General features: G+C 73.3%; 28 protein-coding genes and 1 pseudogene. 18 read left to right on the top strand and 11 right to left on the bottom strand.

The genetic code is table 11. The features are described from left to right. Nucleotides 1-13: 13 nt before the first annotated feature. A complete protein-coding gene (locus tag ABZ444_RS40880; protein ID WP_358009189.1) occupies nucleotides 14-1,015 on the bottom strand; it encodes a serine hydrolase domain-containing protein in 1,002 nt (333 codons plus the stop codon). Nucleotides 1,016-1,122: 107 nt separating this feature from the next. Next, nucleotides 1,123-1,566 carry a MarR family transcriptional regulator gene (locus tag ABZ444_RS40875; protein ID WP_357697133.1) on the bottom strand — a complete coding sequence of 148 codons (444 nt, stop codon included), beginning with the start codon at nucleotides 1,564-1,566 and terminating at the stop codon, nucleotides 1,123-1,125. A gap of 123 nt (nucleotides 1,567-1,689) precedes the next feature. Here ABZ444_RS40875 and ABZ444_RS40870 point away from each other — a divergent pair, with 123 nt between their 5' ends. Further along, nucleotides 1,690-1,866 (top strand): hypothetical protein, encoded by a 177-nt coding sequence (locus ABZ444_RS40870; RefSeq protein WP_357981063.1) that lies wholly within the window; start codon nucleotides 1,690-1,692, stop codon nucleotides 1,864-1,866. A 222-nt stretch (nucleotides 1,867-2,088) separates the two neighbouring features. On the opposite strand, the gene ABZ444_RS40865 is transcribed toward ABZ444_RS40870, so the two are convergent. Beyond that, complete coding sequence (locus ABZ444_RS40865) at nucleotides 2,089-2,508, bottom strand: MarR family transcriptional regulator (RefSeq protein WP_358009188.1); 420 nt, start codon at nucleotides 2,506-2,508, stop codon at nucleotides 2,089-2,091. A gap of 153 nt (nucleotides 2,509-2,661) precedes the next feature. Between ABZ444_RS40865 and ABZ444_RS40860 the strand changes: the two are divergent. The 3 genes and pseudogenes from ABZ444_RS40860 to ABZ444_RS40850 all read left to right on the top strand — a co-directional run. Continuing rightward, a pseudogene (locus ABZ444_RS40860) lies at nucleotides 2,662-2,865 on the top strand (MFS transporter); the annotation flags it as partial. A 76-nt stretch (nucleotides 2,866-2,941) separates the two neighbouring features. Next, nucleotides 2,942-3,064 carry a hypothetical protein gene (locus tag ABZ444_RS40855; protein WP_358009187.1) on the top strand — a complete coding sequence of 41 codons (123 nt, stop codon included), beginning with the start codon at nucleotides 2,942-2,944 and terminating at the stop codon, nucleotides 3,062-3,064. A gap of 80 nt (nucleotides 3,065-3,144) precedes the next feature. Next, nucleotides 3,145-4,095 (top strand): sulfotransferase, encoded by a 951-nt coding sequence (locus ABZ444_RS40850; protein ID WP_358009186.1) that lies wholly within the window; start codon nucleotides 3,145-3,147, stop codon nucleotides 4,093-4,095. Between the two features lie 28 nt (nucleotides 4,096-4,123). Here ABZ444_RS40850 and ABZ444_RS40845 read toward each other — a convergent pair whose 3' ends face one another. Continuing rightward, complete coding sequence (locus tag ABZ444_RS40845) at nucleotides 4,124-5,029, bottom strand: hypothetical protein (RefSeq protein ID WP_358009184.1); 906 nt, start codon at nucleotides 5,027-5,029, stop codon at nucleotides 4,124-4,126. Nucleotides 5,030-5,226: 197 nt separating this feature from the next. On the opposite strand from ABZ444_RS40845, the gene ABZ444_RS40840 reads away from it, so the two are divergent. The 5 genes from ABZ444_RS40840 to ABZ444_RS40820 all read left to right on the top strand — a co-directional run bounded on the left by ABZ444_RS40840 (nucleotide 5,227) and on the right by ABZ444_RS40820 (nucleotide 9,561). Then, nucleotides 5,227-5,703, top strand: a complete 477-nt coding sequence (locus ABZ444_RS40840; protein WP_358009182.1) for an NUDIX domain-containing protein — start codon at nucleotides 5,227-5,229, stop codon at nucleotides 5,701-5,703. A gap of 85 nt (nucleotides 5,704-5,788) precedes the next feature. Then, the gene (locus ABZ444_RS40835; RefSeq protein ID WP_358009180.1) at nucleotides 5,789-6,610 is read left to right on the top strand and encodes an SDR family NAD(P)-dependent oxidoreductase; all 822 of its coding nucleotides are present in this window, start codon (nucleotides 5,789-5,791) and stop codon (nucleotides 6,608-6,610) included. A 136-nt stretch (nucleotides 6,611-6,746) separates the two neighbouring features. Beyond that, the gene (locus ABZ444_RS40830; protein WP_358009178.1) at nucleotides 6,747-7,898 is read left to right on the top strand and encodes an ATP-binding protein; all 1,152 of its coding nucleotides are present in this window, start codon (nucleotides 6,747-6,749) and stop codon (nucleotides 7,896-7,898) included. Next, the gene (locus tag ABZ444_RS40825) at nucleotides 7,895-8,551 is read left to right on the top strand and encodes a response regulator transcription factor (RefSeq protein ID WP_358009176.1); all 657 of its coding nucleotides are present in this window, start codon (nucleotides 7,895-7,897) and stop codon (nucleotides 8,549-8,551) included. The genes ABZ444_RS40830 and ABZ444_RS40825 overlap by 4 nt, the downstream gene beginning before the upstream one ends. A gap of 221 nt (nucleotides 8,552-8,772) precedes the next feature. Further along, nucleotides 8,773-9,561, top strand: a complete 789-nt coding sequence (locus ABZ444_RS40820; RefSeq protein ID WP_358009174.1) for an alpha/beta hydrolase — start codon at nucleotides 8,773-8,775, stop codon at nucleotides 9,559-9,561. Nucleotides 9,562-9,572: 11 nt separating this feature from the next. Here the strand turns inward: ABZ444_RS40820 and ABZ444_RS40815 are convergent, their stop codons facing one another. Then, on the bottom strand, nucleotides 9,573-9,956 hold the full coding sequence (locus ABZ444_RS40815) for a VOC family protein (RefSeq protein WP_358009172.1): 384 nt from the start codon (nucleotides 9,954-9,956) through the stop codon (nucleotides 9,573-9,575). Between the two features lie 505 nt (nucleotides 9,957-10,461). On the opposite strand from ABZ444_RS40815, the gene ABZ444_RS40810 reads away from it, so the two are divergent. Continuing rightward, nucleotides 10,462-11,106: a TetR/AcrR family transcriptional regulator gene (locus tag ABZ444_RS40810; RefSeq protein ID WP_358009170.1), complete on the top strand. Its 645-nt coding sequence runs from the start codon at nucleotides 10,462-10,464 to the stop codon at nucleotides 11,104-11,106. A gap of 393 nt (nucleotides 11,107-11,499) precedes the next feature. Here ABZ444_RS40810 and ABZ444_RS40805 read toward each other — a convergent pair whose 3' ends face one another. The 3 genes from ABZ444_RS40805 to ABZ444_RS40795 all read right to left on the bottom strand — a co-directional run bounded on the left by ABZ444_RS40805 (nucleotide 11,500) and on the right by ABZ444_RS40795 (nucleotide 15,559). Further along, a complete protein-coding gene (locus ABZ444_RS40805; protein WP_358009168.1) occupies nucleotides 11,500-11,904 on the bottom strand; it encodes a type II toxin-antitoxin system PemK/MazF family toxin in 405 nt (134 codons plus the stop codon). Nucleotides 11,905-12,498: 594 nt separating this feature from the next. Next, complete coding sequence (locus ABZ444_RS40800; protein ID WP_358009166.1) at nucleotides 12,499-13,551, bottom strand: Glu/Leu/Phe/Val dehydrogenase dimerization domain-containing protein; 1,053 nt, start codon at nucleotides 13,549-13,551, stop codon at nucleotides 12,499-12,501. A gap of 148 nt (nucleotides 13,552-13,699) precedes the next feature. Beyond that, nucleotides 13,700-15,559 carry a serine protease gene (locus ABZ444_RS40795; RefSeq protein WP_358009164.1) on the bottom strand — a complete coding sequence of 620 codons (1,860 nt, stop codon included), beginning with the start codon at nucleotides 15,557-15,559 and terminating at the stop codon, nucleotides 13,700-13,702. A gap of 332 nt (nucleotides 15,560-15,891) precedes the next feature. Between ABZ444_RS40795 and ABZ444_RS40790 the strand changes: the two genes are divergently transcribed. Continuing rightward, complete coding sequence (locus ABZ444_RS40790; protein WP_358009162.1) at nucleotides 15,892-16,860, top strand: NAD(P)-dependent alcohol dehydrogenase; 969 nt, start codon at nucleotides 15,892-15,894, stop codon at nucleotides 16,858-16,860. 1 nt (nucleotide 16,861) lies between these two features. Here ABZ444_RS40790 and ABZ444_RS40785 read toward each other — a convergent pair whose 3' ends face one another. Beyond that, nucleotides 16,862-17,590 (bottom strand): ThuA domain-containing protein, encoded by a 729-nt coding sequence (locus ABZ444_RS40785; RefSeq protein ID WP_358009160.1) that lies wholly within the window; start codon nucleotides 17,588-17,590, stop codon nucleotides 16,862-16,864. A 145-nt stretch (nucleotides 17,591-17,735) separates the two neighbouring features. Between ABZ444_RS40785 and ABZ444_RS40780 the strand changes: the two genes are divergently transcribed. Beyond that, a complete protein-coding gene (locus tag ABZ444_RS40780; protein WP_358009158.1) occupies nucleotides 17,736-18,821 on the top strand; it encodes a hypothetical protein in 1,086 nt (361 codons plus the stop codon). On the opposite strand, the gene ABZ444_RS40775 is transcribed toward ABZ444_RS40780, so the two are convergent. Beyond that, nucleotides 18,761-19,366: a TetR family transcriptional regulator gene (locus ABZ444_RS40775; protein ID WP_358009156.1), complete on the bottom strand. Its 606-nt coding sequence runs from the start codon at nucleotides 19,364-19,366 to the stop codon at nucleotides 18,761-18,763. The two genes, ABZ444_RS40780 and ABZ444_RS40775, sit on opposite strands and share 61 nt — an antisense overlap. Before the next feature lie 116 nt (nucleotides 19,367-19,482). On the opposite strand from ABZ444_RS40775, the gene manA reads away from it, so the two are divergent. Further along, a complete protein-coding gene (gene manA / locus ABZ444_RS40770; protein ID WP_358009154.1) occupies nucleotides 19,483-20,664 on the top strand; it encodes a mannose-6-phosphate isomerase, class I in 1,182 nt (393 codons plus the stop codon). Nucleotides 20,665-20,723: 59 nt separating this feature from the next. Further along, nucleotides 20,724-21,347 (top strand): flavin reductase family protein, encoded by a 624-nt coding sequence (locus tag ABZ444_RS40765; RefSeq protein ID WP_358009152.1) that lies wholly within the window; start codon nucleotides 20,724-20,726, stop codon nucleotides 21,345-21,347. 13 nt (nucleotides 21,348-21,360) lie between these two features. On the opposite strand, the gene ABZ444_RS40760 is transcribed toward ABZ444_RS40765, so the two are convergent. Further along, nucleotides 21,361-22,068: a hypothetical protein gene (locus ABZ444_RS40760; RefSeq protein WP_358009150.1), complete on the bottom strand. Its 708-nt coding sequence runs from the start codon at nucleotides 22,066-22,068 to the stop codon at nucleotides 21,361-21,363. A gap of 266 nt (nucleotides 22,069-22,334) precedes the next feature. Between ABZ444_RS40760 and ABZ444_RS40755 the strand changes: the two genes are divergently transcribed. The 4 genes from ABZ444_RS40755 to ABZ444_RS40740 all read left to right on the top strand — a co-directional run bounded on the left by ABZ444_RS40755 (nucleotide 22,335) and on the right by ABZ444_RS40740 (nucleotide 25,581). Then, entirely contained in the window at nucleotides 22,335-22,826 is a 492-nt protein-coding gene (locus ABZ444_RS40755; RefSeq protein ID WP_358009148.1) for a GNAT family N-acetyltransferase, read from the top strand. A gap of 172 nt (nucleotides 22,827-22,998) precedes the next feature. Further along, nucleotides 22,999-23,895, top strand: coding sequence for an alpha/beta hydrolase (locus ABZ444_RS40750; RefSeq protein WP_357981127.1), 897 nt, complete (start codon nucleotides 22,999-23,001; stop codon nucleotides 23,893-23,895). Between the two features lie 25 nt (nucleotides 23,896-23,920). Next, nucleotides 23,921-24,382: a nuclear transport factor 2 family protein gene (locus tag ABZ444_RS40745; RefSeq protein ID WP_357697088.1), complete on the top strand. Its 462-nt coding sequence runs from the start codon at nucleotides 23,921-23,923 to the stop codon at nucleotides 24,380-24,382. 113 nt (nucleotides 24,383-24,495) lie between these two features. Beyond that, nucleotides 24,496-25,581 (top strand): hypothetical protein, encoded by a 1,086-nt coding sequence (locus tag ABZ444_RS40740; RefSeq protein WP_358009146.1) that lies wholly within the window; start codon nucleotides 24,496-24,498, stop codon nucleotides 25,579-25,581. The last annotated feature ends 48 nt before the right edge of the window (nucleotides 25,582-25,629 follow it).

Raw genomic sequence — 25,629 nt, 5'->3', positions numbered from 1 at the left:
GGGGCCCGCGCCGTCAGCCGAAGTCGGCCTGGAACAGGTCGGCGCAGGTCCCCAGGAAGTCGCCCCAGTCGCCGTTCACGTTGGCGACCAGGGTGTGGCTGCCCTGCCGGTCGCCCATCGCGTACGTCATCGACCCCTGGATGTAGCCGCCCCCGCCCCAGAGCGTGACCCCGGACGGGAAACGCTGGGAGTAGACGCCGAGCCCGTACCGGGCGCCGGGCACCCAGCCGGCGCCTTCGGTGGACACGGTGGTGAACATCTCCTCCTGCCGCGCGGGCGGGAGCAGGCGCCCGCCCAGCAGGGCGGCCAGGAAGCGGTGGAGGTCGGCCGTGGTCGAGACCATGCCGCCGGCGGCCCAGGCCCATGACAGGTCGGCGCCGGTCACGTCGTGGCGGCCGGTGTCCTGGCCGGTCTCGTCCTGGCCGGAGTAGTGGCGGGCGTGCGGGTCCCGCAGCCCCTCGCCGGCCGCGGGCAGGTACGTCCCGGTCAGCCCCAGCGGGGCCGCGACGCGGCGGTCGATCTGCTCGGCGAGCGTCGAGCCGGACACCGCCTCGACGATCATCCCGGCGAGGTTGTAGTTGACCTTGGAGTAGACGAACCGCTTCCCCGGCTCCCCGACGGGCGGGGTCTCCTGGCCGGGGATCGCGTCGGGCAGGCCGCTGGTGTGGTTGAGCAGCAGCCGCGGGGTGATGCGGGCGGCGTCGGCGCCGGGGAAGTACTCCTCGACGACGCCGGGCAGCCAGGTGGTCACCGGGGCGTCCAGGGCCAGGTCGCCGTCGGCCGCCAGGCCCAGCACGACGGTCCCGACGAACGCCTTGGTGAAGCTGCCGACGCGGAAGTGCTCCCCGGGCCCGCGGGGGCGGCCGGTCTCCAGGTCGGCCACGCCCGCGGCGCCGAACCACGGCGGGTCGTCGCCGTCCCGGACCTCGGCCACGATGCCGGGCCCGCGGTCGTCGGCCACCAGCCGGTCGAGCGTCTGCCGCAACCTCGGACGACCGGCCTGAACCATGGACATGCTGCCTCCAGCGACACGATGGGGACTCGCGAACGCAAGCAACCGTAGTTGACCAACTGAGACATAGTCAACTGCAGTTGCTTATCGGCGGCCGGTGCCGAGCGGGATCAGGCGTCGCGGCGGGCCGAGGCGATCAGGCGCATCAGCGCGGCGTGCAGGTCCTGGAGCTCGTCGAGGTCCATGCCGAGCCGGGCGACGATGGCCGGCGGGATCTTCTCCGCCTCGGCCCTGAGCTGCCGGCCGGCGGGCGTCAGGGTGACGGCCAGGGCCCGCTCGTCCTTGCTGTTGCGCTCGCGGTGGACGTAGCCCAGCGCCTCCAGCCGCTTCAGCAGCGGGGACAACGTGCCGGGGTCGAGCTGCAGGAGCTCGCCCAGCTCCTTGACCGACAGCGGCTCGTGCTGCCAGAGGGCCAGCATCACCAGGTACTGGGGGTGGGTCAGCCCGAAGGGTTGCAGGAGCGGCCGGTAGAGGCCGATCACGCTGCGCGAGGCGATGCTGAGGGCGAAGCACACCTGCCGGTCGAGCGCCAGCAGGTCTGTCGCCTCTGTCACAGGCTCCATGCGTGTACGCCTCCGATGCCGTCTGGTAACTTACTTTGTGTACAAACTAATAGCCTGCAAATCGATGCCACACAAATCGTACCCGTGGCCGGGCCGCCGAAAGAGGGACACCTCATGTTTCACCGCAAGCCGCTGGAGGAGCGCATCGCCGAGCGCCAGGCCAAGCTGCCTCCGCTGAAGGAGGGCAAGCACTTCGAGCACGGCCCGGCCAAGTTCGTGTTCGTCACGCTGCTGGTCGTGGTGGTGGTCACGCACATCGTCGGCCTGGCCATCGTCATGCACTTCGCCTGATCTGCCGGGAACATCCCGGAGGCGGCCGCCGTTACATCCCTCGTGGCCGGTGTGCCCAGTGTCCCCGGGCCTCACCTATCGCCTTCGCGGACTACCGTTCGGCTGGAGCCGCGTTGCGCCCCTCGCCGAGAGGCGACACGCACACCGGTACGCACGCGTTGAGGGCCCCCCGCCCGTCCCGGCGGGGGGCCCTCGCGCGTGTCCGGGGCCGGTCGGCCCGGCTCAGGTACGCGGCCAGGGGCGGCCGGCCAGGCGTTCGATGTCGGCGTTGAAGCGCCTGAGGTAGGCGGCGAAGGCCGCGACGTCCTCCGGCGACCAGTCGGCCATCACCTTCTCCAGGCCGCGCACGTTCCTCTCGCGCTCCTCGGCGAGGTTGCGCTCGCCCTCCGGGGTGAGGCGGAACTTGCGGGCGATGCCGCCCTCGGGGTCGGGGATGCGTTCGACCAGGCCGGCGCGCAGCAGGGCCGAGGTGTGCCGGTTGAGGGTGGAGACGTCCAGGCCGAAGGCGTCGCTGAGCTGCCCGATGGACATCGGGCCCGAGCCGTGCAGCCGCCGCAGCAGGAGGTGGGCACTGCGGTCGTAGTGCCGGTGCCGGCCGAGCAGCATCGTCTCGAACTCGATGAGATGTGTGGGCTTTTCCATCCCAATCCCCCCTTTCACGAGATATGTGCACCTTACACGAATTGTGTACGTAACACATGATGTGTAGCGTGCACATCCGTCGACGACGGGGGAACAACATGGGGGGGCTCCGCATCCACCGCCGCCGGCGCGGTCGCCACGCCGGTCACCGGACGCCTCGGCGACCTGTACGGCAAGCGCCGCATGATGCCCGTCTGCACCGCGCCGCTGATCGCGCGGTCGGTGATCTGCTCGCCGGCCGGGTCGCTCGCGCCCATGATCGTCGGGCGCGGGTTACAGGGCATGAGCTTGGGCCTGATCCCGCTCGGCACCAGCGCCCTGCGCGACCTGCTGCCGCCCGACCGGCTCGGCCCCGCGATCGCGCTGATGAGCTCGTCCATGGGCATCGGCGGGGCCCTCGGCCTGCCGGTCGGAGGCCGGCTTCCGTACCGGGATGCCGGTCGGGTGCGGGGCGGCGCCGGCCGCGGCGGCCGTCACCATGGCGCTGCCCGGCCGTCCCGGCGGCCGGGCGCCCGGGGACGAGGCCGCCGCGTCGGTCTCGCCCGCCCGCCGGTGACGTCGCGGGAACCTCTTGGCTTCCTACACTTTTGGTAGGAAAATCAGGCAATATCGGTTCTCGTCACTGGGAGGACGACGGTGCCCTTGCCTGATTTCCTGATCGCGGGAGTGCCCAAAGCGGGGACGACGGCGCTGCACACCGCGCTGCACCCGCACCCCGACCTGTTCCTGTCGCCCATCAAGGAGCCGAAGTTCTTCCTCACCGACGGGCCACCGCCCGGACGAGGCGGACCGGGCGACGCCGAGACCTACCGGGAACACGTCTGGCGGCGCACGGACTACGAGGCGCTGTTCGCCGCCGCTCCCCCCGGCACCCTCGCCGGCGAGTCCACCCCCTTCTACCTGTACGACCTGGACGCCCAACGCCGCATCCGGGAGACGATCCCGCACGTCCGGATCATCGTGAGCCTGCGCGACCCGGTCGAGCGCGCCCACTCCAACTGGACCCACCTGTGGTCGGCCGGCCTGGAGCCGATCGGCGACCTCGTCCGCGCCTGCGAGGCCGAGCCGGAGCGCATCGCGGCCGGATGGGCGCACTTCTGGCACTACACCGGTCTCGGCCGGTACGGCGGGCAGCTCGCCCACCTGTTCACCCTGTTCCCCCGCGACCAGGTGCTGATCTTCCGCTACCGGGACATCGTGGACCGCCCGGCCGAGACCCTGGACCGCATCTGCGGCTTCCTCGGCGTGCGGCAGGGCCTGCTCACCGGCGTCCCGAGGGAGAACGTGACCGCGCACCCGGACCCCGGCGCGCGGCACGCGTTGCTGTCCACCCTGCGCCGTACCCTTCCCACATCCCTGTCCGGGCCGCTGGAGCGGCTGCTCCAGCGGCGCGGCCGGGCCCGCCGGCCGCTGGAGTGGGAGCAGCGGCAGCGGCTGATCCCCTACTTCGCGGCGGACGTCGAGCTGCTCCAGCAGGTCACCGGCGAGGACTTCAGCGACTGGCTGCGGCCGCGGGAACGTTCGGGCGGGCTGGTCGGCAGCCGGCCGCCCGGCCAGCGCCAGGCCAGGAACGGCCGCGCCCCCTGACCGGGACGGCGATCCGGGAGCGGGCCGGTCAGCGGGCCGGGCGGAGTTCCGTGCGCAGGTCGTGGGCGCCGTCGGCGCGCGTGTACTCGTAGTAGAGCCGCAGGCCGCCGCCCGGCAGGTCGACGAAGGTGAGGTAGCGCAGGCCGCCGCCGTGGTGCGGCGACATCGCGGCGGGCCGGTCGCCCAGGGCGGTCAGCGCGTCGGGGTCGGCGCCCACGGCCACGCCGGTGCGCTCCTCGTAGTTCTCCTCCGCACTGCCGCGGCCGTCGTAGAAGGCCACGACCCGGTCGCCGTCGAAGCGCACGGCGCTGATCCGGACGCCGCGGGCGTCCCACAGGCCGGGGCGGCCGGTCAGGGCGGTGCCGTGCCAGGTCCAGTCCAGGCCGTCGGCGCTGGTGGCGTAGTCGGTCACCATCCGGTCGGCCTCGTCGGGGTCGGCCAGCGGGTGGCAGGAGGCCCACAGGTGCCACACGTCGCCGCGCCGTACGATCACGGTGTCCTTGACCCCTGTCTTGGGGTCGCCGGGCAGCACAGTGGTACGGGTGCGCGGGTCGAACGCGGCCGGGTCGGCGGCCTCGACGACCTCCACCCGCCAGTGCTTGGTGCCGGGCGTGGCGCAGCTCAGGTACAGCCGCCAGCGTCCCTGCGGGGTGCGGACCAGGGCGGGCCGCTCCAGCGACTCGGCGTCCATCTCCTCGCGGGTGATCGTGGTCAGCGGCTCGAAACGTTCGCCGTCGGACGAGCGGGCGATCACGACCGCGTACCCGCGGCCCTCGCCGACCGGGCGGCGCAGGCGGTATGCGAGGTAGATCAGCCCGTCCGCGGCGACGGCGCTCGGCGCCCCGGCCCAATGGCCGTGCGCCGGGACCGGCGGCTCGACCGCCACGACGGCGCGGCCGGGATCGGGGAGCAGGGCGTTCTCGTCGATCGACATGGAACCGAGGCTAGGCCAGGACGTGGAACCGGACATGGCTGCTTACCTCTCCTTGGGATTATCCTTATTACCTATAGACTTTATGGGGTTATGGCCGTCCGGCGCATGCCCGGCACGCCGGGAACGCGTCCGCACCTCGGGGCGCTCAAGGCACGGCGGGCCTCCGGCGGCCCGCGTCCGGTGCATATGCTGGGCGGATGCCAACCCCTGAGTTCGTCCTCGCGCTGCGCGAGAAGATCGGCACCGAGCCGCTGTGGTTGTCCGGGGTGACCGCGGTCGTGCTGCGCGAGGACCAGGTGCTGCTGGTCCGCCGGAGCGACACCGGCGCCTGGACGCCCGTGACCGGCATCATCGACCCGGGCGAGCAGCCGGCCGACGCCGCGTTGCGCGAGGTGGCCGAGGAGACCGGCGTACGCGCCGTCGCGGAACGGCTGGCCCTGGTGCACGTCACGCGCGAGGTCACCTACCCCAACGGCGACCGGGCCCGCTATCTCGACCTGGTGTTCCGCTGCCACTGGCGGTCCGGCGACCCGTACCCGGCCGACGGCGAGAACAGCGAGGCCCGCTGGTTCCCCCTGCGTGAGCTGCCGGACCTGAGCCCCGACATGCGCGCCCGCCTCGACGCCGCCCTCGGCGACGACCCGGCCGCCTGTTTCCTCACCACCGGCCCCTGACCCCGCGGCCACGGGCCGCCCCCGGCGTGGCGGGTACGCCGCCCCGCGATCTATGGTGGTGGCCGGATGCGGAAGGATCGGGCCCATGGCGGGAAAGACCATCGTCCTGACCGGCGCCAGCGACGGCATCGGCCGCGCCGCGGCACGCGCCCTGCGGCAGCGGGGCGACGAGGTCGTCCTCGTCGGCCGGTCGGCCGGCAAGACCGCGGCGCTGGCCGAGGAGCTGGCGGCCGACCACCACGTGGCCGACTTCGCGCGCCTGTCACAGGTACGCGACCTGGCGGCCACCCTGCTCGACCGCCACCCGGCCATCGACGTGCTGGTCAACAACGCCGGGGCCATCATGGGCTCGCGCACCACCACGCCCGACGGCCACGAGGCGACCTTCCAGGTCAACCATCTGGCGCCGTTCCTGCTGACCACGCTGCTGCTGCCCCGGCTGCTGGCCTGCGGCGGCACGGTCGTCACGACCTCCAGCCTGCTCAACACCCGCGCCCGGCTCGACCTCGACGACCTCGACGCGGTGCGCCGCTACTCGGGCAGCCGGGCGTACGCCAACTCCAAGCTGGCCAACATCCTGTTCACCCGCGAGCTCCAGCGCCGCCACGGCGCGGACGGCCTGGCCGCGGCCTCCTTCCATCCCGGCGTGGTGGCCACCAACTTCTCCGGCGGCGGCGACAGCGCGGCGCGGCTGCTCTACCACACGCCGCTGAAGCGGTTCCTGCTCACGCCCGAGCAGGGCGCCGACACCCTGGTCTGGCTGGCCACCTCGCGGCCGGGCGCCGACTGGGCGCCCGGCGGCCACTTCGAGAAGCGCCGTCCCTCGGCCGTCCACCGCCTGGCGGACGACCCCGTCCTGGCCCGCCGCCTGTGGGACCGCAGCCAGGCCCTGGTCGAACCCGCCTGACCCGTGGAACAGCGGCCAGGCGCTCGCCGAGCCCGCCTGACCGGTCCCACGGCCCCGGCGGGAGCGGCGGAGCGCCGACCCCGTCATGCCGGTGTTAGGTCGGTGGCGGCATCCTGGAGTCCCCGAAAGGAGACAGATGCCGTCACGCCCCAGGCTGCCCGCACGCACGGTCCGGCTGCGCTTCACTCTTCTGTACGGCGGGCTGTTCCTGGCCTCCGGGGCGGCCCTGCTGGTCCTGGTCAACCTCGCCGGCATGCCGCTGTCGCGGACCGAGCCGGTGCCGGGCCGGCCCGGCGGCCGGCCGGTCCCGGCCGCCGCCGAGGAGCACATCGCCCTGCTCCAGGCCCAGCTCGCCGACGTGCACGCCACGCAGTCGCGCCAGCTCCTGGCCGGGTCGGTGCTCGCGCTGGCCGTCATGGCCGTGGTGTCGATCGCGCTCGGCCGGGTGGTCGCGGGCCGGGTGCTGCGCCCGCTGCGCACGATCACCGCCGCCACCCGCCGCATCTCCGCCGACAACCTGCACGAACGCCTGGCCGTGCCGGGCCCGGCCGACGAGGTCAAGGACCTGGCCGACACCGTCGACGGCCTGCTCGCCCGTCTGGAGGGCGCCTTCGCCGCGCAGCGCCGGTTCGTCGCCGACGCCTCGCACGAGCTGCGCACCCCGCTGGCCACCATGCGGGCGCGGCTGGACGTGGCCGTGGCCAAGCCGGAGCCCGTACCGGCGCAGACGCTGGCGCTGGCCGACCGGATGCGTACCGACCTCGACCAGGTCGACCGGCTCCTGGAGGGCCTGCTCGCGCTGGCCCGCGCCCAGCACGGCAGCCTGCCCGACGCCGCCGCGATCACGCTCGGCGACCTGGTGCGGCACACCCTGGACGCCCGCGCCGCCGACCTCGCGGCCCGGCGCCTCACCCTGGACGACGAGGGCGTCGCGGAGGGGGTGCGGACGCGGGGCAGCGTCGCGCTGGTCACCCGCATGGTGCACAACCTCGTCGACAACGCGATCGTCCACAACCAGGACGGCGGCTGGATCAAGGTCGAGGCCGCGGCCGACGGCCGCTGGGCGCGCCTGGTCGTGGAGTCCGGCGGGAACCTGCTCGACCCCGAACAGGTGGCGGGGCTGGGGCGGCCGTTCCAGCGGCTCGGCGCGGCCCGCACCGGGTCGGGGGACGGCTCGGGGCTCGGCCTGTCGATCGTCACCGCCGTCGCTCAGGCACACGGCGGCGGCCTCGACCTCGCGGCCCGCCCCGAGGGCGGGCTGCGCGCCACCGTGCGGCTGCCGGCATGAGGGTGCTGGTGGTGGAGGACGCGCGGGCGCTGGCCGCCGTGCTCGCCGAGGGCCTGCGCGACCAGGGCATGGCCGTGGACGTCGCCCACGACGGGCTGGAGGCGGCGGCCAAGCTCGACCTCACCCCCTACGACGTGGTGCTGCTCGACCGCGATCTGCCGGGCATCCACGGCGACACCCTCTGCCAGATGCTCACCGACCAGGACGAACGTCCCATGGTCCTGATGCTGACCGCGGCCGGCTCGCCCGGCGACCGGGTGAGCGGGCTGACCCTGGGCGCCGACGACTACCTGGCCAAGCCCTTCCACTTCCCGGAGCTGGTGCTGCGGGTGAGGGCACTGGCGCGCCGCCGTCCCGGCGCCCGGCCGCGTACGTTGCGCGGGGGCGGGATCGAGCTCGACCCGCTGCGGCACACCGTCACCCGGGACGGCCGTCCGCTGGAGCTGTCGGTCAAGGAGTTCGCCGTGCTGGAGGCGCTGCTGCGCGCGTCGCCCGGCTTCCTGAGCAGCGAGGCCCTGCTCGAACAGGCCTGGGACGAGCACGCCGACCCGTTCACCAACACCGTGACCGTCACCGTCGGCCGCCTGCGCCGCAAGCTGGGCGAACCGCCGGTGATCAGCACCCGGCCGGGCGTCGGGTACCGGATCGGGTAGCGGGGTCGTCCGGCGCTCGCAGGAGTCGTTCACCGGCGGCGTTCCGATGGGTGGTGCGGCGGCTATCCGATGAGGGGTGCGAGGTCAGACCAGGGGCTGATGCGCGGCGGGGCCTCGTCTGCGATCGTGGGGGCGTGAGGCCGGCCGGAGGTGTGCCCCGGCCGGGATCGTCCGCGAGACGGGGCCAGCCCGCCCCTGGTGAGCAGGCAGGAGGAGACGCCGTGATCAGATTCGGCTATGCCGACACCCCGTTCGGCCAGATCCACCACGCCTCGTGCGGCACGGGCGAGCCGGTGCTCCTGCTGCACCAGACCCCCCGCTCATGGGACGAATACCGCGAGGTGCTCCCACTGCTCGGCCGCACCCGGCGGGCCATCGCCATGGACACGCTCGGCTTCGGCAACTCCGCCCGCCCGCCCGAGCACTCGATCGAGACCTACGCCGCCGGCGTGTTAGCCCTGATGGACGCCCTCGGCCTGCCGCGAGCCGCCGTGGCCGGGCACCACACGGGCGGCGTCATCGCGGTCGAGACGGCGGCGCGCGCGCCCGACCGCGTCACCGCCCTGGTGCTGTCGTCCACGCCGATGGTCGACCCGGAAGGGCGGCGGCGTCGTGCGGGCCATCCCTCCATCGACGCCGTGCGCGAGCAGGCCGACGGCTCCCATCTGGGCGAGTTGTGGAGCCGGCGGGCCCCTTACTACCCGTGGGCGCTGCTGACCCGTTTCGTCCGCGACGCGCTGACGGTCCTGCCGGAGGTGGAGCGCGGGCACGAGGCGGTGGCCGCGTACCGGATGGAGGAGCGGGTCGGGCTGGTCCGCTGCCCGGTGCTGGTCGTCGGCGCCACCGACGACCCCTTCGCCTTCCCCGAGCTGGAACGCCTGGCCGCCGCCCTTCCCCACAGCGCCCAGGCCGTGGTCAAGGGCGGCGTGATCCCGCTGGAGCACCAGGCGGCGGAGTTCGCGGCGTTCGTGGCGGACTTCCTCGACGGCCAGGCCCGCCGGACCGGCTGAGGCGGCCCCGGTCAGGCGGGAGCCACCCACTCGACGAACTGGATGACGACCCCGTTGGGGTCCGTCACCTGGAACAGGCGCTCGCCCCAGGGCTCCTCGCGCAGTGGCATGGTGATCTCGACGCCCGCGTCACGCAGCAGCTTCTCCTGCCCGTCCAGGCCGCCGTCCAGGGTGAAGGCCAGGATGAGGCCGGAGGCGTGCTGGTCGCGCTGCTCCGGCGGCAGGACCTCGATGCCGCGGGCGAGCAGCACGATGTCCATCGCGTCGGCACGGGTGAGCGAGGCGAAGCCGTCCGCAGCGGCCTGGACGGTGTAGCCCAGGTGTTCGGTGAGGAACGCCTGGGAGGCGGCGACGTCGGCAACGGTGAGCGAGACGGTGGACGTGGTGATCTGCAAGAAGGTCTCCAGGAGGGATGAGAACGGCTGAGCGGAACACGAGCGGCCGCTTCGGACGGCCTGCCCGACGTTGACGACGAGGGCCGACGACCCCAGCGGACATGAACCGCTGTGGACGTGAACCGCTGTGGACGTGGGCGCCGCGGGCGTCGTCAGCGGTGGACGTGGTCAGGGGGGCGAGGGGCGATCGTCGCGGGGAGGGCGGGGATCAGTGGGCGCGGCGGCGGGGGAGGTTGCGGGCCACTTGGGGGTCCCGCCATCCCCGTGCGCCATGGTCGGCGGACGGTCTGCGGAGTGCGCCGCTCGGCAGGGAGGTGCCCTGCGACTTGCGGTCGCGGCCGTCCGACGCCCCAAGGTCGATCTTGAAAGCCACAGCCGGGAAGAGCTTGAGTTCCAAGCAGATTCTCCTTTTCGTTCGTCGGTCGCAAACTTACGACGGACGTAAATATAGCCCGATGGCCCGAAGGGTGTCAACGTAAAAATACAACGAGGGTAAGATTTCCTCATGGCTCACGAGACCTCGCCCGCACCCGGCCTCCGCGAATCCAAGAAGCAGGAGACCCGGCAGCTCATCTCCGACCACGCCACCAGGCTGTTCATCGCCCAGGGGTTCGAGCAGACCACCATCGCCGAGATCGCCACCGCCGCCCGCATCGCCAAGAAGACGGTCACCAACTACTTCCCGCGCAAGGAGGACCTGGCCCTCGACCATCAGGAGGCGTTCACGTCCGCTCTGGCCGACGCCGTCGCCGCCCGCGGCCCCGGCGAGTCGGCTCTGTCCGCTCTACGACGGGCCTTCCTGGCCTCCGTCGCGGCCCAGGATCCGGTGGCCGGGTTCTCCGGACCTGAGTTCGCCCGCATGATCGCCGACAGCCCCACCCTGACGTCCTGCCTGCGCGGCCTGCACGACCAGCGCGAACAGCACCTCGCCCAGGCCCTCGCCGACGCCACGGGCGCGACGGCCGGCGACATCACCGTCCAGACCGCCGCCGGGCTGCTGGGAACCGTGCACCGGGTGCTGTTCCAGCGCATCCAAGAGCTCACCCTGGCGGGCCTCCCCAACGACCGCATCGCCGACACGACCGCCACCGACGCCACCCGCGCCTTCGACCTCCTCGAACCCGCACTCTCCGACTACGCACCCGCATGAAGGGCCGCCCGAATCTCAGAAGGCCGCCCTGGTCTCAGGAGCCGTCTAGTCTCAGGAGCCCTCCAAGGCTCACGCGCCTACCAGGGTTCAAGAGCGGCCGAGGCTCAAGAGCCGCCTCCGTCTCAGGAACCGTCCGGATAGGGGCCACCGGCGGGCCGGGGCTTGCCGGGCCGCCAGAGACCCAGGGCCCCGCCGGACCCCGGGACGTCCGAGTTGCAGAGTCCTCCGCCCGAGGCCAGGAGCCGTCCCAGCTCAGGAGCCGTCCCGGCCTCAGAAACCGACGCCGGAGTCCAGTACTCCAGCCGTAGATCGTGATCTTATTGCTGGAGTGCGGTGGAGAGGGGGGCAGCGGTCAGTCGTCGACGAGATCGGGCTGGGCAGCACAGGCGTCCGCTACTCGAGTCCTTCGAGACGGCGGGCATCTTTGATCTCGCTGAACCTGGCAGCCGTCATCGGGGTCCACTCCCTCCTCTCGCCAGCGGCACGGAGGGCTTCTCCAACCTCGCTGAGCTTCACGGAGGACAACACGCCCGCCCGCTCGATCAGGTCGTCCCGGGCCACGGTGGTCAGCCATGTGCACGGAGTGAAGCCTGAACGCGGGAACGCGAACCGCAGCACGCCTTCGAAGGGCAGTCCTTCCGGGGCTCCTACGGCCACTTCAACGCCCAGGCCGCTGATGTCGTCGCCCGCTGGCGCAACGACCTGCATCGCCTGAAACCCGGATGACTCCTCGTCCGAGAGCAGCACGACCGGGCGTCGCTCATCGAAGTCGACCCACCAGACTTCACCGCGTTGCATGTGTCCTCCTGGCACGAGACGGCGGGCGAACGCTGCGTGCCCCGTGCGGGACACCGAAGGGATGCGGGCGCGGCCACCGTTGATCATCGGTGTCTGAAGACTGAAGATCATGTGTGGCCGCGAGTCACAGCGTAGACCCTGCCCGCCGGCAGGAGGCGTTCGAGGTCCTGATGTCCCGGACAGCGGGCCGGTTCGCGCGGGTTGAACCCCGGCTTCGGGTGCGGGACTTGGTGCTGGTGCTGCTGTCGGCCCTGCCACGCAAGAACTGCTGGAGTACCAAGGCCGCCGAGCCTCAGGGACCGGCGCCGGAGTCTAAGGACGCCGAGTTTTCAGGGGCCGCGACCGCCGCGAGCGACGCCGGGTTCCGGGTCGTCCGAGTTTCGGAGGCCTCTGGAACTCGGACGGCCTGGAGCCGTCCCGGTCTCAGGAGTCGAGTGGATCGGGGCCGGCGGCGGGCCAGGCAGGGGGTGCCAGGTCACCGGAGACCCAGGCAGCGCCGCCGGGCCGGAGCCCGACCACGTCTCAGGGGCGGCCACCCGCTCAGGGGCCGCCACCCGCTCAGGGGCGGTCACTCGCTCAGGAGCCGGTCCAGTGTCAGGGGTTGGCCGGGTCGGGGGCCAGGGGTGGGGTGGGTGGGGGCTGCCAGGTTGACAGGAAGTCCGCGGCCAGGGTGCAGGCGCCGGCGTACGGGCCCTCGGCATGGCGCAGGGCGGCGGCCGTGATCTCCGCGACGCGGCTCTCGACCAGGTGGCCGACCTCGTCCGCGGTGGAGACCGTTCCCGTCCGTTCGGCGAGGTAGCCGATCGTGGCGCCCGCGCCGCAGACGAAGTCCGCCAGCGTCACCGCGCCCCGCTCCCTCAGCGTCCGCAGCCCCTGGGCGGTGTAGGGCACGTTCGCGGCCGGCGCGACCAGGCCGGCCCGCACCGTCGCCGCCCGCCGCGCCGACAGGGTCCCGGTCCGCGCCCCGGGGACCAGCACGTCGGCGGCCACCTCGTACAGCGCCTCCGGCGGCAGCACGGGCAGGCCGAGCCGGGTCACGCACGCGTCACCATGCTCGGCGCGCAGTTCCTCCAGGGCCGCGACGTCCAGCCCGGCGGGGTCGCTGACGCACCCGTGCAGGGTGGACAGGGCGACCAGGCGCGCGCCGCGCCGCGCCGCCTCGCGTACGACGGCGCTGCCGACCTTGCCGAAGCCCTCCACCGCCAGCGTCCGCCCGGCCAGCCCGCCGAGCGCCGTCCCGGCGGCCACGACCACGCCCAGCCCGGTCACGACGGTGTCCACCAGCTCGCCACCGGCCTTCCCGTGCATGATCGAGTCGGCCCGGTACCCGGGCAGCGGCGCGAAGTCCTGCGTCCGCGTGCCCAGGTCCGAGGAGGTGAGGAAGGTGCCCTTCTCGACCAGCGGCGCGACCTCCCGGCAGAAGCGCGCCACCGTGCCCGCCCGGTCGGCCGGCGAGGCCCGCAGCACCGCCTTGGCCCCGCCGATCCGCTCGCCGAGCACGGCCAGCTTGTACGTCATCGCCCGCGCCAGCAGCCCCGCCTCCGCGCGGGTGACATCCGGCGCCAGCCGGGTGCCGCCCGCGCTGACCGGGCAGTCCAGGTCGAAGGCGATGCAGCCGTCCACCGAGACGAGTTCCATGATCCTCATCCGCGCTCCCCGCGTCCGTGCGAACCGTGCCTGCCGCCCAATCTCGGCGCCGCCCGGCCGCCTGTCCATGGGTCAGCCTTGACCGGAATGCCTGGCCGCCTGTCCATGGGTCAGCCTTGACCGGAATGCGCGGCCGCCTGTCCATGGGTCAGGGAGCGTTGTATCCCAAGGTGTACGAACCGGTCCCGGAGTAGGAGTGCACCCGGTAGCGGTAGTACCCGGCCGCGCCGGTGTAGGTGAGCGTCTCGTCGGCTCCCGACCCGGTGCTCTGGGCGACCGTCGCCCATGTGGACCCGTTCCAGCGCTGCAGGTACAGGTCGAAGTCGGCGCCGGACGGGCCGGCCAGGCACGCCTGGTGCGGGCCGGTGACGGTGGTCTGCAGATACCCGCCGTCGGGCTGGTACTGCTCCGCCCCGGAGGCCAGCGTCCCGGACTTGGTGGTCTCGTAGCCCGAGCAGCCGCCCGCGACGGCCACGGACAGGACGAAGGCGGCCGTGTGGGTGGCGGCCGGGCCGGTGGCGGTGACAGTGATCGTGTACACGCCGCCGGGCGTCTGCGCGGAGGTGGAGACCGTCATGACGGACGTGCCGCCCGACTGGACGGTGGGCGGCGCGAACGTCGCGGCGGCCCCCGCCGGCAGCCCGGCGGCCGAGAACTGCATCTGCTGGGGCCCGCCGCGCGTGACGGAGGTGGAGATCGTGCTCGCGGTCGACCCGCCCGGCGTGACGCCGCCGCTCGTGGGCGAGAGCGACATCGCGAAGTCGTCGCCGCCGCCGTTCGGCGGGGTGTTGTCGATCATGCCGGAGATCTCGTTGTACACCTCGGTGATCCGCGTCCCCCAGTTGGGGCAGCCGCCGAGGTGGTGCAGCGCGATCACCTTGTGGCTGGAGGCGGCGATCACCGGGGAGCCGGAGTTCCCGCCGGAGGTGTCGCAGCGGTAGCCGGTGTTGACGCCCGACGACACCACGTCGATCTTGCAGGCCGCGCCGCCCTGCGTGTCCTCGTACAGGGACAGGCGCTTGGGCAGGGTGTCGCCGTGGCCGGGGATGTAGATGCGCTCGCCCGCCACCGGGGGGCGCGGATCGAGGTACAGGGTGCCGAACTGCTGGATCGCGGCGAAGTCGGAGACGCTGAAGAGCGTGTAGTCGAGCGCTTCGAGTGCGCTGGTCTTCAGGAACTGGCCGCCGCCGACCTTCGTCCCGGCGCCCGGGTTGTTGCCGCCGCAGGTGGCGCAGTCGTAGTCGAACTGGAACTCGCTGGCGCTCAGGTCGGCGGCGCTCTCCATGCAGTGGTGGTTGGTCAGCATGCGGTTGGTGTTGCCGACCCGCCAGGCCGTGCAGTAGCCGAGGCCGTTGAGCAACTGGCGGGCCACGGCGCGGCTGCGGGCGTACTCGGTGGGGTTGCTGTCCTTGTAGCAGACCACGTCCCGCCGCGCGTCGGTGCCGCAGACGCTGAACGTCCTCGGCGTCAGGGCCGCGGCCTCCTGGGTGGTGTAGCCGCGGAAGTACCGGTCGATGCGCACGCCGAAGCCCTGCCGGGCCAGCCGGACGGCGTCGCGCGGCCCGGACGCGTGCAGGGTGACCACCGCCGTGTCCCCGTCCACGGAGAGCGCGGCGAAGCCGGGGACGCCGTGCAGCGTGTACCCGGAGCCGGTCGGGTAGCGGCCGCGGGTGGGGTCGCCGTAGTAGGTGTGGACCTCGCGGCCGTCCGGCGAGGCGACGGTGACGTGGTCGCCGGGCACGAGGGTGAGCGCGGCGAAGTGCACCTTGACGTAGCGGGAGCCGGGCCGGGTGACGCGTGTGCTCCAGCTCCGTCCGGTGGCGCCGTAGGGCAGGGACAGGTCGGCGAGCACCTCCTCGCCGGCCGGGGAGACCCGGCTGTCGAGCTGCGCCCGCAGGGGGGCGGCGGCGGGGACCTGCGCGAGGGCGGGGGCCGGGGTCGCCGGCGCGACGACGGCCAGCGCGGCGATCAACGCCGTGGCCGCCGCTCTCCATCGGGAAGGACTCATGCGGGGGACACCTCCACGTGAGGGGTGACCGAAGCAGGCCGCCGGTCGCCGGGAGCCAGGGCCCGATCCGGGCACGTAGGCCGCGCCGGCCAGAGGCCGGCGGAACCGGCGAACAGGCGGCCCGCCGTGGTGGGGGGTGGGCAGAGGGTAACTCCACCTCCCATCCGTACCGTTATCGGTAGCGATACCGATATTTCGGGTTATCGGGCCGAAAATCCCAGCGCGTCACTCCGGGCAGCCCTCCCAAGCAGGGCGATGTACAAAATCATTGACATGATGTCCGCCTTCTTTTACGTTCATCATGTCTACTTTCTTTGACATGGAGACCTGCCTTGAAGGCCATCACCCGGCACGTCTACGGCCCCCCGGCCCTCACCGACCTCGACCGTCCCGCCCCCGGCCCCGGCGAAGCGCTCCTGCGCGTGCACGCCGCCTGCCTCGACCACGGCGTCTGGCACCTCGGCGCCGGACTGCCCTACCCCGTGCGCCTCGCCACCGGGCTGCGCCGCCCCCGCTCGCCCCTCCTCGGCCGCGACGTCGCCGGGACCGTGGAGGCCGTCGGCCCGGGAGTCACCGGCCTCGCGCTCGGCGACGAGGTCTTCGGGGTCTGCGACGGCGCGCTCGCCGAGCACGCCGTCGCCCGCGCGGACCGTCTCGTCCCCAGACCGGCCGGCCTGTCGTCCGAGGCCGCCGCCGCCGTCCCGACCAGCGGCCTGACCGCGCTCCAGGCGCTGCGCGACCACGCCCGGCTCCGCCCGGGGCAGCGGGTGCTGGTCATCGGCGCGGGCGGCGGGGTGGGGACGTTCGCCGTCCAGCTCGCCAAGGCGCACGGCGCGCACGTCACCGGCGTCTGCGGCCCCGGCAAGGGCGACCTCGTCCGCTCACTCGGCGCGGACGAGGTCGTCGACTACACCCGCGAGGAGCCGGCCGCCGGCCGCCACGACGTCGTCCTCGACACCGCGGGCAATCGTCCCCTGCGGGACCTGCGGCGGATGCTCACCCGCCGGGGCACGCTCGTGATCGTCGGGGGCGAGAACGCCTCCGGCCGCTGGCTGCACGGCACCGGCCGCCAGCTCCGGGCGACGGCGCTGTCGCCGTTCGTCCGGCACGCCCTGCGCGCCCCGATCACCCGGACCGATCCGGCGGACCTGCGCCACCTGGCCGGCCTCGCCGCGACCGGCGAGCTCACCCCCGTGGTCGGCAGGACCTTCCCGCTCGCCGGCTTCTCCGACGCGATGGATCACCTGCGGTCGGGCCACATGACCGGCAAGGTCATCATCGTCATGCCCGGCACGAGGTAGGTCACCAGTCGCCGGCCGCGACGCGGGTGTTGCGCAGCGGTTCGCCCGTGCCCTCGGCGGGCGCCGCCCACAACACCGCGTTGGCCAGGATCCGCCGCACGCCCGGCTGGTGGAAGACCGGGTAGTTCTGGTCGCCGGGGCTGAAGTAGAAGACGCGCCCCTTGCCGCGCCGGTAGCAGCAGCCGCTGCGGAACACCTCGCCCCCGGCGAAGGAGCTGACGAACACCAGCTCGTCGGGCGCCGGGACGCCGAACGGCTCGCCGTAGGTCTCCTGCTCGGGGATGACCAGCGGCTGGGGCACGCCCGCGGCGATCGGGTGGGCCGGCTCCACCGTCCAGACCAGCTCGCGGTCGGCGGTGTCGCGCCAGTTGACCGTGCAGGTGGTGCCCATGAGGGCGCGGAAGACCTTGGAGTAGTGGCCCGAGTGCAGCACCAGCAGGCCCATCCCGGCCCAGACGCGCTCGCACACCCGCGCCACGACCTCGTCGTCCACCTCCTCGTGCGCCGCGTGGCCCCACCAGGTGAGCACGTCGGTGCCGGCCAGCGTCGCGGCGTCGAGGCCGTGCTCGGGGTCCTGCAACGTCGCGGTGCGCACGCGCACCCGCTCCCCCAGGTGCTCGCGCAGGCCGCCGGCGACCGCGCCGTGCATGCCCTCGGGGTAGCGGCGGCGCACCTCCTCCTCCCGCTGCTCGTGTACGTTCTCGCCCCAGACGGTCACGTTGATGCTCACGCGCGATGCTCTCCCTCCGGACCTGCCGCACCTGCCGTCCGATCCTTACCCGTCCGCCCGCCGGTTCCGCCTCCGGTGGGCGGACGGAAAATGTCTCGCGGGAGGAAGGGCGGTTTGGGTAGGTTCGCCAGTGACCATGGAAGTCATGCGAAGCCGCGCGCAGGCAGCCGTCCCACCGGACGGCCCCCCCGTCGAGATCGCCTGCGACGAGTCCGGCGCGGAGGGCGAGAAGCTCGTCGGCGGCAACACCGACGTGTTCGCCCACGCCGGCGTCTCCCTCGACGTGACCGCCGCGGCCGACTGCGTACGTGAGCTGCGCCTCAGGGCGCCCTCGCCGGTCACCGAGTACAAGGCCGAGCACGTGCTGCGCGAGAAGAACCGGGCCACCCTGGTCTGGCTGCTCGGCCCGTCGGGCCCCATCCTCGGACGGGCCTGCGTGCACCTGACCGACAAGGCGTACTTCGCCGTGAGCAAGGTGACCGACCTGCTCGCCGGCCACCACTCCAGCCTCGGCCTCGACCAGCACGAACGCTCGGCCACCATGGCGGCCACCCTCTACCAGGAGGGCCGCCACGCCTTCGGCCCCGCACGCTGGACGGCCTTCCTCGACGCCTTCAACCACCTGCTGCGGGCCAGGAACGGCCGCGGCCCCGAGATCTCCGCCGAGTCGGCCTTCGAGCTGGTCGCCGACCTGCGCACCACCCCCGGCCCGGCCGGCGAGATCATGGACGAGCTGTGGGCCGCCCGGCCGCTCGTGGACGCCTTCACCACGCGCCTGCTCGACGACCCGCACGTCTTTCCCGCGCTCGACCCGCTGATCCCGGCCATCGCGCACGCGGTCGCCCACTGGGGCGCGGGCGGCCGGCCCGTCTCCGTGGTGCACGACCGGCAGACGACGCTGACCGAGGAGCGCATCGAGCGGCTACGGCTGCTGCTGGCCCGCCCGGACGGCCCCGCGGGCCCGCTGGTGCTGACGAGCCTGACGCTGGTCGCCTCGCACCTGGACCCCCGCGTCCAGGTGGCCGACATCGTCGCCGGAGTGGCGCGCAAGATCGCCTCCGAGGAGCTCAACGGCCGCGGCGACCCGGAGCTGACCGCCCTGCTCCGCCCGTACGTGGACCTCGCGTCGGTCTGGCCGGACGAGCGCAGCCGGGCCGCGCTGATCGCGGGTCAGCCGAGCCGGGCGCGCGCCTCGGCGGCGGCCTCCGGGCCGAGCACCGGCTGGGAGTAGACCTCGATCAGCGTGCGCATCAGCAGGCGCTCACCCTCCGGCGTGGACAGGTCGGCGCCCATGCCGCGGCAGACGTGCGGGTACAGGACCGTGACCGACAGCGCCATCGCGGCCATCACCGCCGCTCGCGCCCGCGGCGGCACGTCCGGCGGATCGGGCCGGTCCTGGTCGGCGGCGGCCAGCCAGCGCTCGCCGAGCCGGGTCATCTCGTCGAACAGCGGCGCGGCCCAGCCCTCGGTCAGCGCCCGCGCCAGGTAGGCGCGGTAGGGGCCGAGCGCGGCCACCGGGTTGAAGCCGGCCGGCGGGCTGCCGGCGGCCTCGGCGTTGAGCCGGCGCACCATCCTCATCAGGTGCTCGTCGCACGCCTCGCGCAGCGCCTGCTTGGCGCCGAAGTGGTGGCGGACCAGGCCGAGCGAGACCCCCGCCGACTCGGCGATGTCGCGGATCGTGGCCCGCTCGAACCCGTGCTCGCCGATGTGCCGGATCGCCGCGTCGCGGATGCGGGCCCGCGCGGTGAGGTCCTCCGGGTCCTGGACGGTTGTCATCGCACCACCGATTCGTACAGCGGACTGTTCACCGGACAAGCATCCTATACCGGCGTGCAGCCCCGCCCGGCCCCGGCCGCGCGGGGAGGGGCCGCCGGCGACTACGCTCCTGCCCTGTGCCGACGTTCGAACTGCCCCTGCGCCTGGACACCACGATCCGGCCCTACGACTGGGGTTCCGTCACCGCCATGCCCGAGCTGTTCGGCACCGAGCCGACCGGCCGCCCGCAGGCCGAGCTCTGGATGGGCGCCCATCCCGCCGACCCGTCGATCGCCGGCGGCGTGCCCCTCCACCGGCTCATCGCCGGCGACCCCGTCGCCGCCCTCGGCGCGCCGGCGGTCGCGAGGTTCGGGCCCGCGCTGCCGTACCTGCTGAAGGTGCTCGCGGTCGCCCGGCCGCTGTCGCTCCAGGTGCACCCCACGATCGCGCAGGCCGAGGCCGGGTTCGCCGCCGAGGAGGCGCGCGGCGTGCCGATCGGCGACCCGGCCCGTACCTACAAGGACCGCTCGCACAAGCCCGAGATGGTCTGCGCGATCACGTCCTTCCACGGGCTGTGCGGCTTCCGCTCCCCCGTCGTCACCGCCGGCCTGCTCGCCCGGCTCGGCGTGCCGGGCCTGCAGCCCTGGATCGACGCGCTCGCCGTCCGGCCCGCCGGTCAGGCCCTGCGCGCGGTCTTCGCGCAGATGCTGGACGACGCCTCCGCGCCGCTGCGCGCCCAGGTCGAGGACGCCCTCTCCGGCAGCTCCGACCCGGACCTGGCCCCGTACGCCGACATCGCCGCGGCCTGCCCCGGCGACCCCGGAGTCGTGGCCGCGCTGCTGCTCAACCACGTCGATCTGCGGCCCGGCCAGGCCCTCTACCTCGGCGCCGGCGTGCCGCACGCCTACCTGGGCGGTGTCGGCGTGGAGATCATGGCCAGCTCCGACAACGTCCTGCGCTGCGGGCTGACCACCAAGCACGTCGACGTGCCCGAGCTGATGCGGGTGGTCGACTTCACGCCCGCCGAGCCGCACCTGGTCGAGCCCGAGTGCCCGGCCGGCGGGGAGCGGCGCTACGTCCCGCCGGCTCCCGAGTTCGCCCTCACGCGTTACGACCTGGCCGAGGCCGCCTCCTTCGAGCTGCCCGGCGGGCTGCCCCGGATCGTGTTGTGCCTGGAGGGCGAGGCCCGCCTCGTTCCGGATCGGGGCGAGCTGACGCTACGGCCGGGCGAGTCGGCGTTCGTCCCGGCCGTCGCGGGCGCGGGCCTGTCCGGCAAGGGCGTGGCGTACGTGGCCGAGCCGGGCGCCTTTACGATGTAGATCAGCACGACGAGGACATTTCGGCCGGCGGTTGAACGTCGTGTTCCTAGGCTCCTGCCATGAACACGGCAACCCTCGGCCACGTCGCCATCGAGCCCAGCATCCTCTACTTCGGCACCCCGGTGGTGCTGCTGAGCACGGAGAACCGGGACGGGTCGGCCAACCTGGCCCCGATGTCGTCGGCCTGGGCGCTCGGCCGGACCGTCGTGCTCGGCCTCGGCGCCGACGGGCAGACCGCGCGCAACCTGGCCGACCGGCCCGAACTGGTCGTCAACCTGCCGGCCCCGCACCTGTGGCCGCAGGTGGAACGGCTCGCGCCGCTCACCGGCCGCGACCCGGTGCCCGACACCAAGGCGGCCGGCTGCCGCTTCGAGCCCGACAAGTTCGGCGCGGCGGGCCTGCGCCCCGAGCCCTCCGAGACCGTACGGCCGCCGCGCGTGGCCGAGTGCCCCCTCCAGCTGGAGGCGGCCGCCGCGCGGATCCTGCCGGACGTGTCCGAGGACTTCGTCATCGTCGAGGCCGTCGTGCGCAGGGTGCACGCCGACCCGCGGATCGTCGTCCCCGGCACCCACCACGTGGACCCGTCCGCGTGGAGCCCGCTGCTGTACAACTTCCGTCACTACTTCGGCCTCGGCCCGGAGCTCGGCCACTCCTACCGGTCGCAGACGCCGCGCCCGGCCTGAGCGCCGCGGCGGGTCAGCCGGCCCGCGAGGCGCACCCGGCGTACGACCCGACCGGCGACGGGACAGCAGGCTGACCCGACCCCAGCGCCGACCCCAGAGCCGCGGCCAGCGCCGACGGCTCCTCCAGCCCGCGCGGCGGCGGCGTGGGGCGGTCGGCCGCCACGGTCAGCACGAGCGGCCCGAACCGGCGCCACCACCCGTGCGCCACCCCGCGCCCGCCCGCGCGCACGGTCAGCGCGCTCCACCCGTCGGAGGGCCGGCCGCAGCCCAGCGACACCTCCAGCGCCCGGCTCCCGGCGCGGCGCAGCACCTGCGCCGCGCTCTCCTTGGCCGACCACAGCAGGCTGCCCAGCAGCGGGTCGTCGCCGGCGATGCGCTGCTCCTGGCGGGTGAACCGGTCGGCGACGAACCCCGGGCCGCGCGGCTCCACCAGTTGCAGGTCGCAGCCGACGGCCCCCGGCTCCAGGCCGAGCAGGCACACCGCCCATCCGGCGCGGCTGGTGATCGAGATGCCCACCGGCAGCGGGCGGCCGTCCCGCCACGCCTGCGCCGCGCCGTCGGGACGCCGCCGCACGTCGGGGTCACCGGCGGGGCCGGGACAGACCAGGTGCAGGGCCTGACCGACGGTCCAGCGGGCGAGCGGGTGCTCGGCGGGCCGCCCGTCGCCCGTCCGGTCCTCCCCCGCCGGGAGTTGCCCCTCCCCGCGAGCCAGCCACCTCATCGAGCCTCCATTCCGCGCTCCCGCGCTACGGATGACCTCCGGCCGCGGCACGGCGGCCGGGATCGCGTGATCGACCGACCCGGCCGCCACGCCCGGACGGCCGTCTCGCGCAGCTTCTCCGCCCGCACCTCCTCGAACGCCTCGTGCGGCGGCGGACGCGCCGAGCGCCGCCCCGCGTGCGTGCATACCCGTACGTGCCCGCGCTCCGCCGCCGGACACCCGCGGAACCTCTCGACTAGTGTGATCTTGTGACCGGAATTTTCACAGTGTTCCCAGCCTCGCCGGGCGACGGTGAGACGCTGGGAGAGATCCACGCCGAATCCTGGAAGGCCGCCTACGCCGGCTTCTTCTCCCCCGCCTTCTTCGACCAGGCCGTGCGCCACCGGCGCGGCAAATGGCACGACGTGCTCGCCGAGACCCGGGTGGGCCTGGTGCTGGCCGCGCTCGACGGGCGCCGGCTGGCCTTCTCCTACTTCGGGCCCTCGCCGTCCCGGACGGGCGCGGCGGAGATCTTCGGCTTCTACGGCCATCCCGACGGCTGGGGCACGGGCGTGGCCGCCGCCCTGATGACCGACACCCTGCGCCGCATCCGCGACGAGGGCTTCACCCGGGTGCACCTGTGGACGCTGCGCGACACGCCGCAGGCGCGCCGGTTCTACGCCAAGAGCGGCTTCACCGAGTCCGGCGCCGCCCGCACCCACGACTACGGCGACGGCAACCCCGTCGAGCAGGTCGAGTACGAGCTGTCCTTCCCCTGACCGCAGGTCCCTTCCCACGCGTGCCGACTTGACAGAGTTCCCCGGCGTATTTCGCGGTGAATACCCCGGCGCGGGCTCTCTCGTTGACCGTCTCCATGGCCCATGGCAACCATTCTTGAGTATGGCCAAGCGGGCACGAGAAACGGTCGAGTGATCGCGTGAGAGGAATGGCATGAGCGCGAATGCTTTGTACGCCGGTCGAGACTGGAAACTCGACCACGACAAGCGAGTCAAGGTCAGCAACGCGGAACTTCGTTACACGGTCGTGGGGCGTGGCGAGCCCGTCCTGTGCATCCACTGCACCTCCATTTCGGACGGTCTCATCACGCCGCTCCTGAAGTACAACCCGGAGCTGCTGGACAAGTACCAGTTCATCAGCTATTACCGCGCCGGTTACAACGGCAGCACGCTGGAGAAGGACAGCCTCAGCATCGAGGAGGGCGCCGAGCACGCCAAGCAGCTCCTCGACCACCTCGGCATCGACAAGGCGCACGTCATGTCGTACTCCTTCGGCGGGGTGATCGGCTTCCAGTTCATGCTCTCCTACCCCGAGCGCACGCACTCGGCGGTGCTGCTGGAGCCGTACCTGCCGCGTGAGGGCGCCGAGGCCGAGAAGGCCAACAACGACGCCGTGATGACGGCGATCGAGCTGGTGCAGAAGGGCGACAAGCTCACCGCCGCCTGCGACTTCATGGCCGCCGTCTGCGGCCCGAGCTACCTCGGTTCCGTGGACATGACCTGCCCCCTCGACGTGTGGGAGCGGGTCGAGGAGTGCGCGGACGTCACGTTCAAGGTCGACTTCCCGGCGCTGGGCGGCTGGGGCTTCCGCATGTCCAAGGCCGACCAGCTCGTGCCGGACAAGCCGCAGATGCCGGTGCTGGCCGTGATGGGCCTGGACAGCGAGGCGGCCATGCCCGGCTTCCGCGAGGCGCAGCACTTCCTCATGAACTGGCTGCCCCAGGCCGAGCGCTGCGGCATCGTCGGCGCCACCCACGGCCTGCAGATCATGAACCCGAGAGCGGTCGGCGAAGGCGTCTCGGCCTTCCTCGCCAAGCACCCGATGCAGTAGCACCCGATGCAGTGAGAGGAGAGCGATGTCGGATCTGACGGCTGAGCGACTGGCGGCGGCACACCAGGCGCTGCGGTCCGGCGACCGCGAGCGCGCGCTGGAGTACTGGCACCCCGACGTGCGGTTCCAGTCCCCCGGCAACCACCCGTACGCCGGTTGGCACGACGGCCTGGACGCGTTCATGGGCTTCATCAAGACCTGGCAGCGGCTGGCCGGCGGCACCCTGCGCATGGAGCAGATCGCCTGCCTGGTCAACCCGGTGGACGGCTACACCATCGACGTCAACCGGTGCACCGCCGTACGCAAGCGCACCGGCTCGGACGGCACCTCCTTCTACGAGCACCTGCAGATGGAGGGGGTGGACCTGATGCGGTGGGAGAACGGCCGCGTCGTGGAGGGCCGCGGCGGCATCTTCGGCGACGGGACCGCCAACTTCAGCTCGTTCTTCGGCCCGATCGGCCCCGACGGGCGCAGATCCGACGACTGAGCGGGCGATCCCGGGCGGGCCGGTCGGTACCGGCCCGCTTTCTCGTGCCCGCGGCCCGTCCCCACCCTCCTTCGTGCCCCTTTTTCCGCAGGAACGCGCCCACAGGAGAAGACATGACCCGTTTCCGTGGCGTCCTCCGCGCCTCCGCCGCCGCCCTGGCCGTCACCGCCGCGCTGGCGGCGGCGACGCCGGCCCAGGCGCTCCTGGCCCCGTCCTTCCGGGCCGTGGACCCGCCCGGTGACCCCACCACCCTCTGGAACGTCGACGTGCTGGACGCCTCCCATGCCTACGCCGTCGGCTGGCGCGGCTACGACGGCTCGCCCGACACCTCCGTGCTGCGCTGGGACGGCTCGTCCTGGAGCAGGCTGCCGCTCACCGCCGGGTACGACGTGCCGAGCCCGTGCTGCGTCGCGGCCGTCGCGCCGGACCAGGTGTACGTGACCGGCAGCAAGAGCATCGCCGACGTCTCCTGGCCGCGCTCGGCGTACTGGAACGGCTCGGCCTGGTCGGAGATCCCGCCCCCGCCCGGCTGGACGCCCCCGCTGCCCGGCGACGAGTGGACCGGCCCGATCGCCGCCACCAAGGACGGCTCGCTCTGGTCGATCAGGTACAAGAACACCGGCGGCACCGACATCCTGCGCCTGCGCCAGGGCTCCTGGACCGTCTACCCGCGCACCGAGAACCTGGGCCTGCTGCGCGCCGTCGACGGCGGCGACCAGATCGTCTTCGCCGCCGAGAACGGCGTCGTCCTGTGGGACGGCACGGCCCTTCGCTCGCTGGGCAGGCCCGGCGTCAGCCCCCGGGGCGTGTACGTCGAGGGCCCCGGCAGGATCTGGGTCAGCGGCTACCAGCCCCGTCCCAACCGGCCCGCCACCCCGGCGATCGCCCGCTACGACGGCACCCGCTGGACCGTCTCGGCGCTGCCCGGCGACCCGGGCAACGGCTCGGCGAGCATCAGCGGCGACGGCCAGGGCCACCTGGTCATCCCGACCGGCGGCGGCACCACCTCACCCGCCTACCTGTACTTCGACGGCGCCTCGTGGACCCGGGTCAGCGGCCCGGCCCGCCCGTCGGCCGGGTACGCGGGCGCGTACGCGGTGGACCGCGTGCCCGGCACGTCCACGATCCTGTCGGTGGGCGGCGCCAACGTGACCAGCCTGACCGGGTTCGCGATCAGTGACCTGATCAGCCCCCGCTGAGCGGGCGGCGCGGACCCCGGGAGCGGGGAGGGGCGGCTGGCCCCTCCC

This window comes from Nonomuraea sp. NPDC005730 (assembly GCF_040630865.1).
Lineage (GTDB): Bacteria > Actinomycetota > Actinomycetes > Streptosporangiales > Streptosporangiaceae > Nonomuraea.
Note: the sequence above shows the minus strand (reverse complement) of the source record. Positions and strands in the feature narration are given on the sequence as shown.

Coding starts and splice junctions, on each gene's coding strand:
- ABZ444_RS40880 (WP_358009189.1), bottom strand. CDS start 1,015: ATGTCCATGGTTCAGGCCGGTCGTCCGAGGTTGCGGCAGACGCTCGAC.
- ABZ444_RS40870 (WP_357981063.1), top strand. CDS start 1,690: ATGTTTCACCGCAAGCCGCTGGAGGAGCGCATCGCCGAGCGCCAGGCC.
- ABZ444_RS40865 (WP_358009188.1), bottom strand. CDS start 2,508: ATGGAAAAGCCCACACATCTCATCGAGTTCGAGACGATGCTGCTCGGC.
- ABZ444_RS40855 (WP_358009187.1), top strand. CDS start 2,942: ATGCCGGTCGGGTGCGGGGCGGCGCCGGCCGCGGCGGCCGTCACCATG.
- ABZ444_RS40845 (WP_358009184.1), bottom strand. CDS start 5,029: ATGTCGATCGACGAGAACGCCCTGCTCCCCGATCCCGGCCGCGCCGTC.
- ABZ444_RS40840 (WP_358009182.1), top strand. CDS start 5,227: ATGCCAACCCCTGAGTTCGTCCTCGCGCTGCGCGAGAAGATCGGCACC.
- ABZ444_RS40835 (WP_358009180.1), top strand. CDS start 5,789: ATGGCGGGAAAGACCATCGTCCTGACCGGCGCCAGCGACGGCATCGGC.
- ABZ444_RS40830 (WP_358009178.1), top strand. CDS start 6,747: ATGCCGTCACGCCCCAGGCTGCCCGCACGCACGGTCCGGCTGCGCTTC.
- ABZ444_RS40825 (WP_358009176.1), top strand. CDS start 7,895: ATGAGGGTGCTGGTGGTGGAGGACGCGCGGGCGCTGGCCGCCGTGCTC.
- ABZ444_RS40810 (WP_358009170.1), top strand. CDS start 10,462: ATGGCTCACGAGACCTCGCCCGCACCCGGCCTCCGCGAATCCAAGAAG.
- ABZ444_RS40805 (WP_358009168.1), bottom strand. CDS start 11,904: ATGCAACGCGGTGAAGTCTGGTGGGTCGACTTCGATGAGCGACGCCCG.
- ABZ444_RS40800 (WP_358009166.1), bottom strand. CDS start 13,551: ATGAGGATCATGGAACTCGTCTCGGTGGACGGCTGCATCGCCTTCGAC.
- ABZ444_RS40795 (WP_358009164.1), bottom strand. CDS start 15,559: ATGAGTCCTTCCCGATGGAGAGCGGCGGCCACGGCGTTGATCGCCGCG.
- ABZ444_RS40780 (WP_358009158.1), top strand. CDS start 17,736: ATGCGAAGCCGCGCGCAGGCAGCCGTCCCACCGGACGGCCCCCCCGTC.
- ABZ444_RS40775 (WP_358009156.1), bottom strand. CDS start 19,366: ATGACAACCGTCCAGGACCCGGAGGACCTCACCGCGCGGGCCCGCATC.
- ABZ444_RS40765 (WP_358009152.1), top strand. CDS start 20,724: ATGAACACGGCAACCCTCGGCCACGTCGCCATCGAGCCCAGCATCCTC.
- ABZ444_RS40760 (WP_358009150.1), bottom strand. CDS start 22,068: ATGAGGTGGCTGGCTCGCGGGGAGGGGCAACTCCCGGCGGGGGAGGAC.
- ABZ444_RS40750 (WP_357981127.1), top strand. CDS start 22,999: ATGAGCGCGAATGCTTTGTACGCCGGTCGAGACTGGAAACTCGACCAC.
- ABZ444_RS40745 (WP_357697088.1), top strand. CDS start 23,921: ATGTCGGATCTGACGGCTGAGCGACTGGCGGCGGCACACCAGGCGCTG.
- ABZ444_RS40740 (WP_358009146.1), top strand. CDS start 24,496: ATGACCCGTTTCCGTGGCGTCCTCCGCGCCTCCGCCGCCGCCCTGGCC.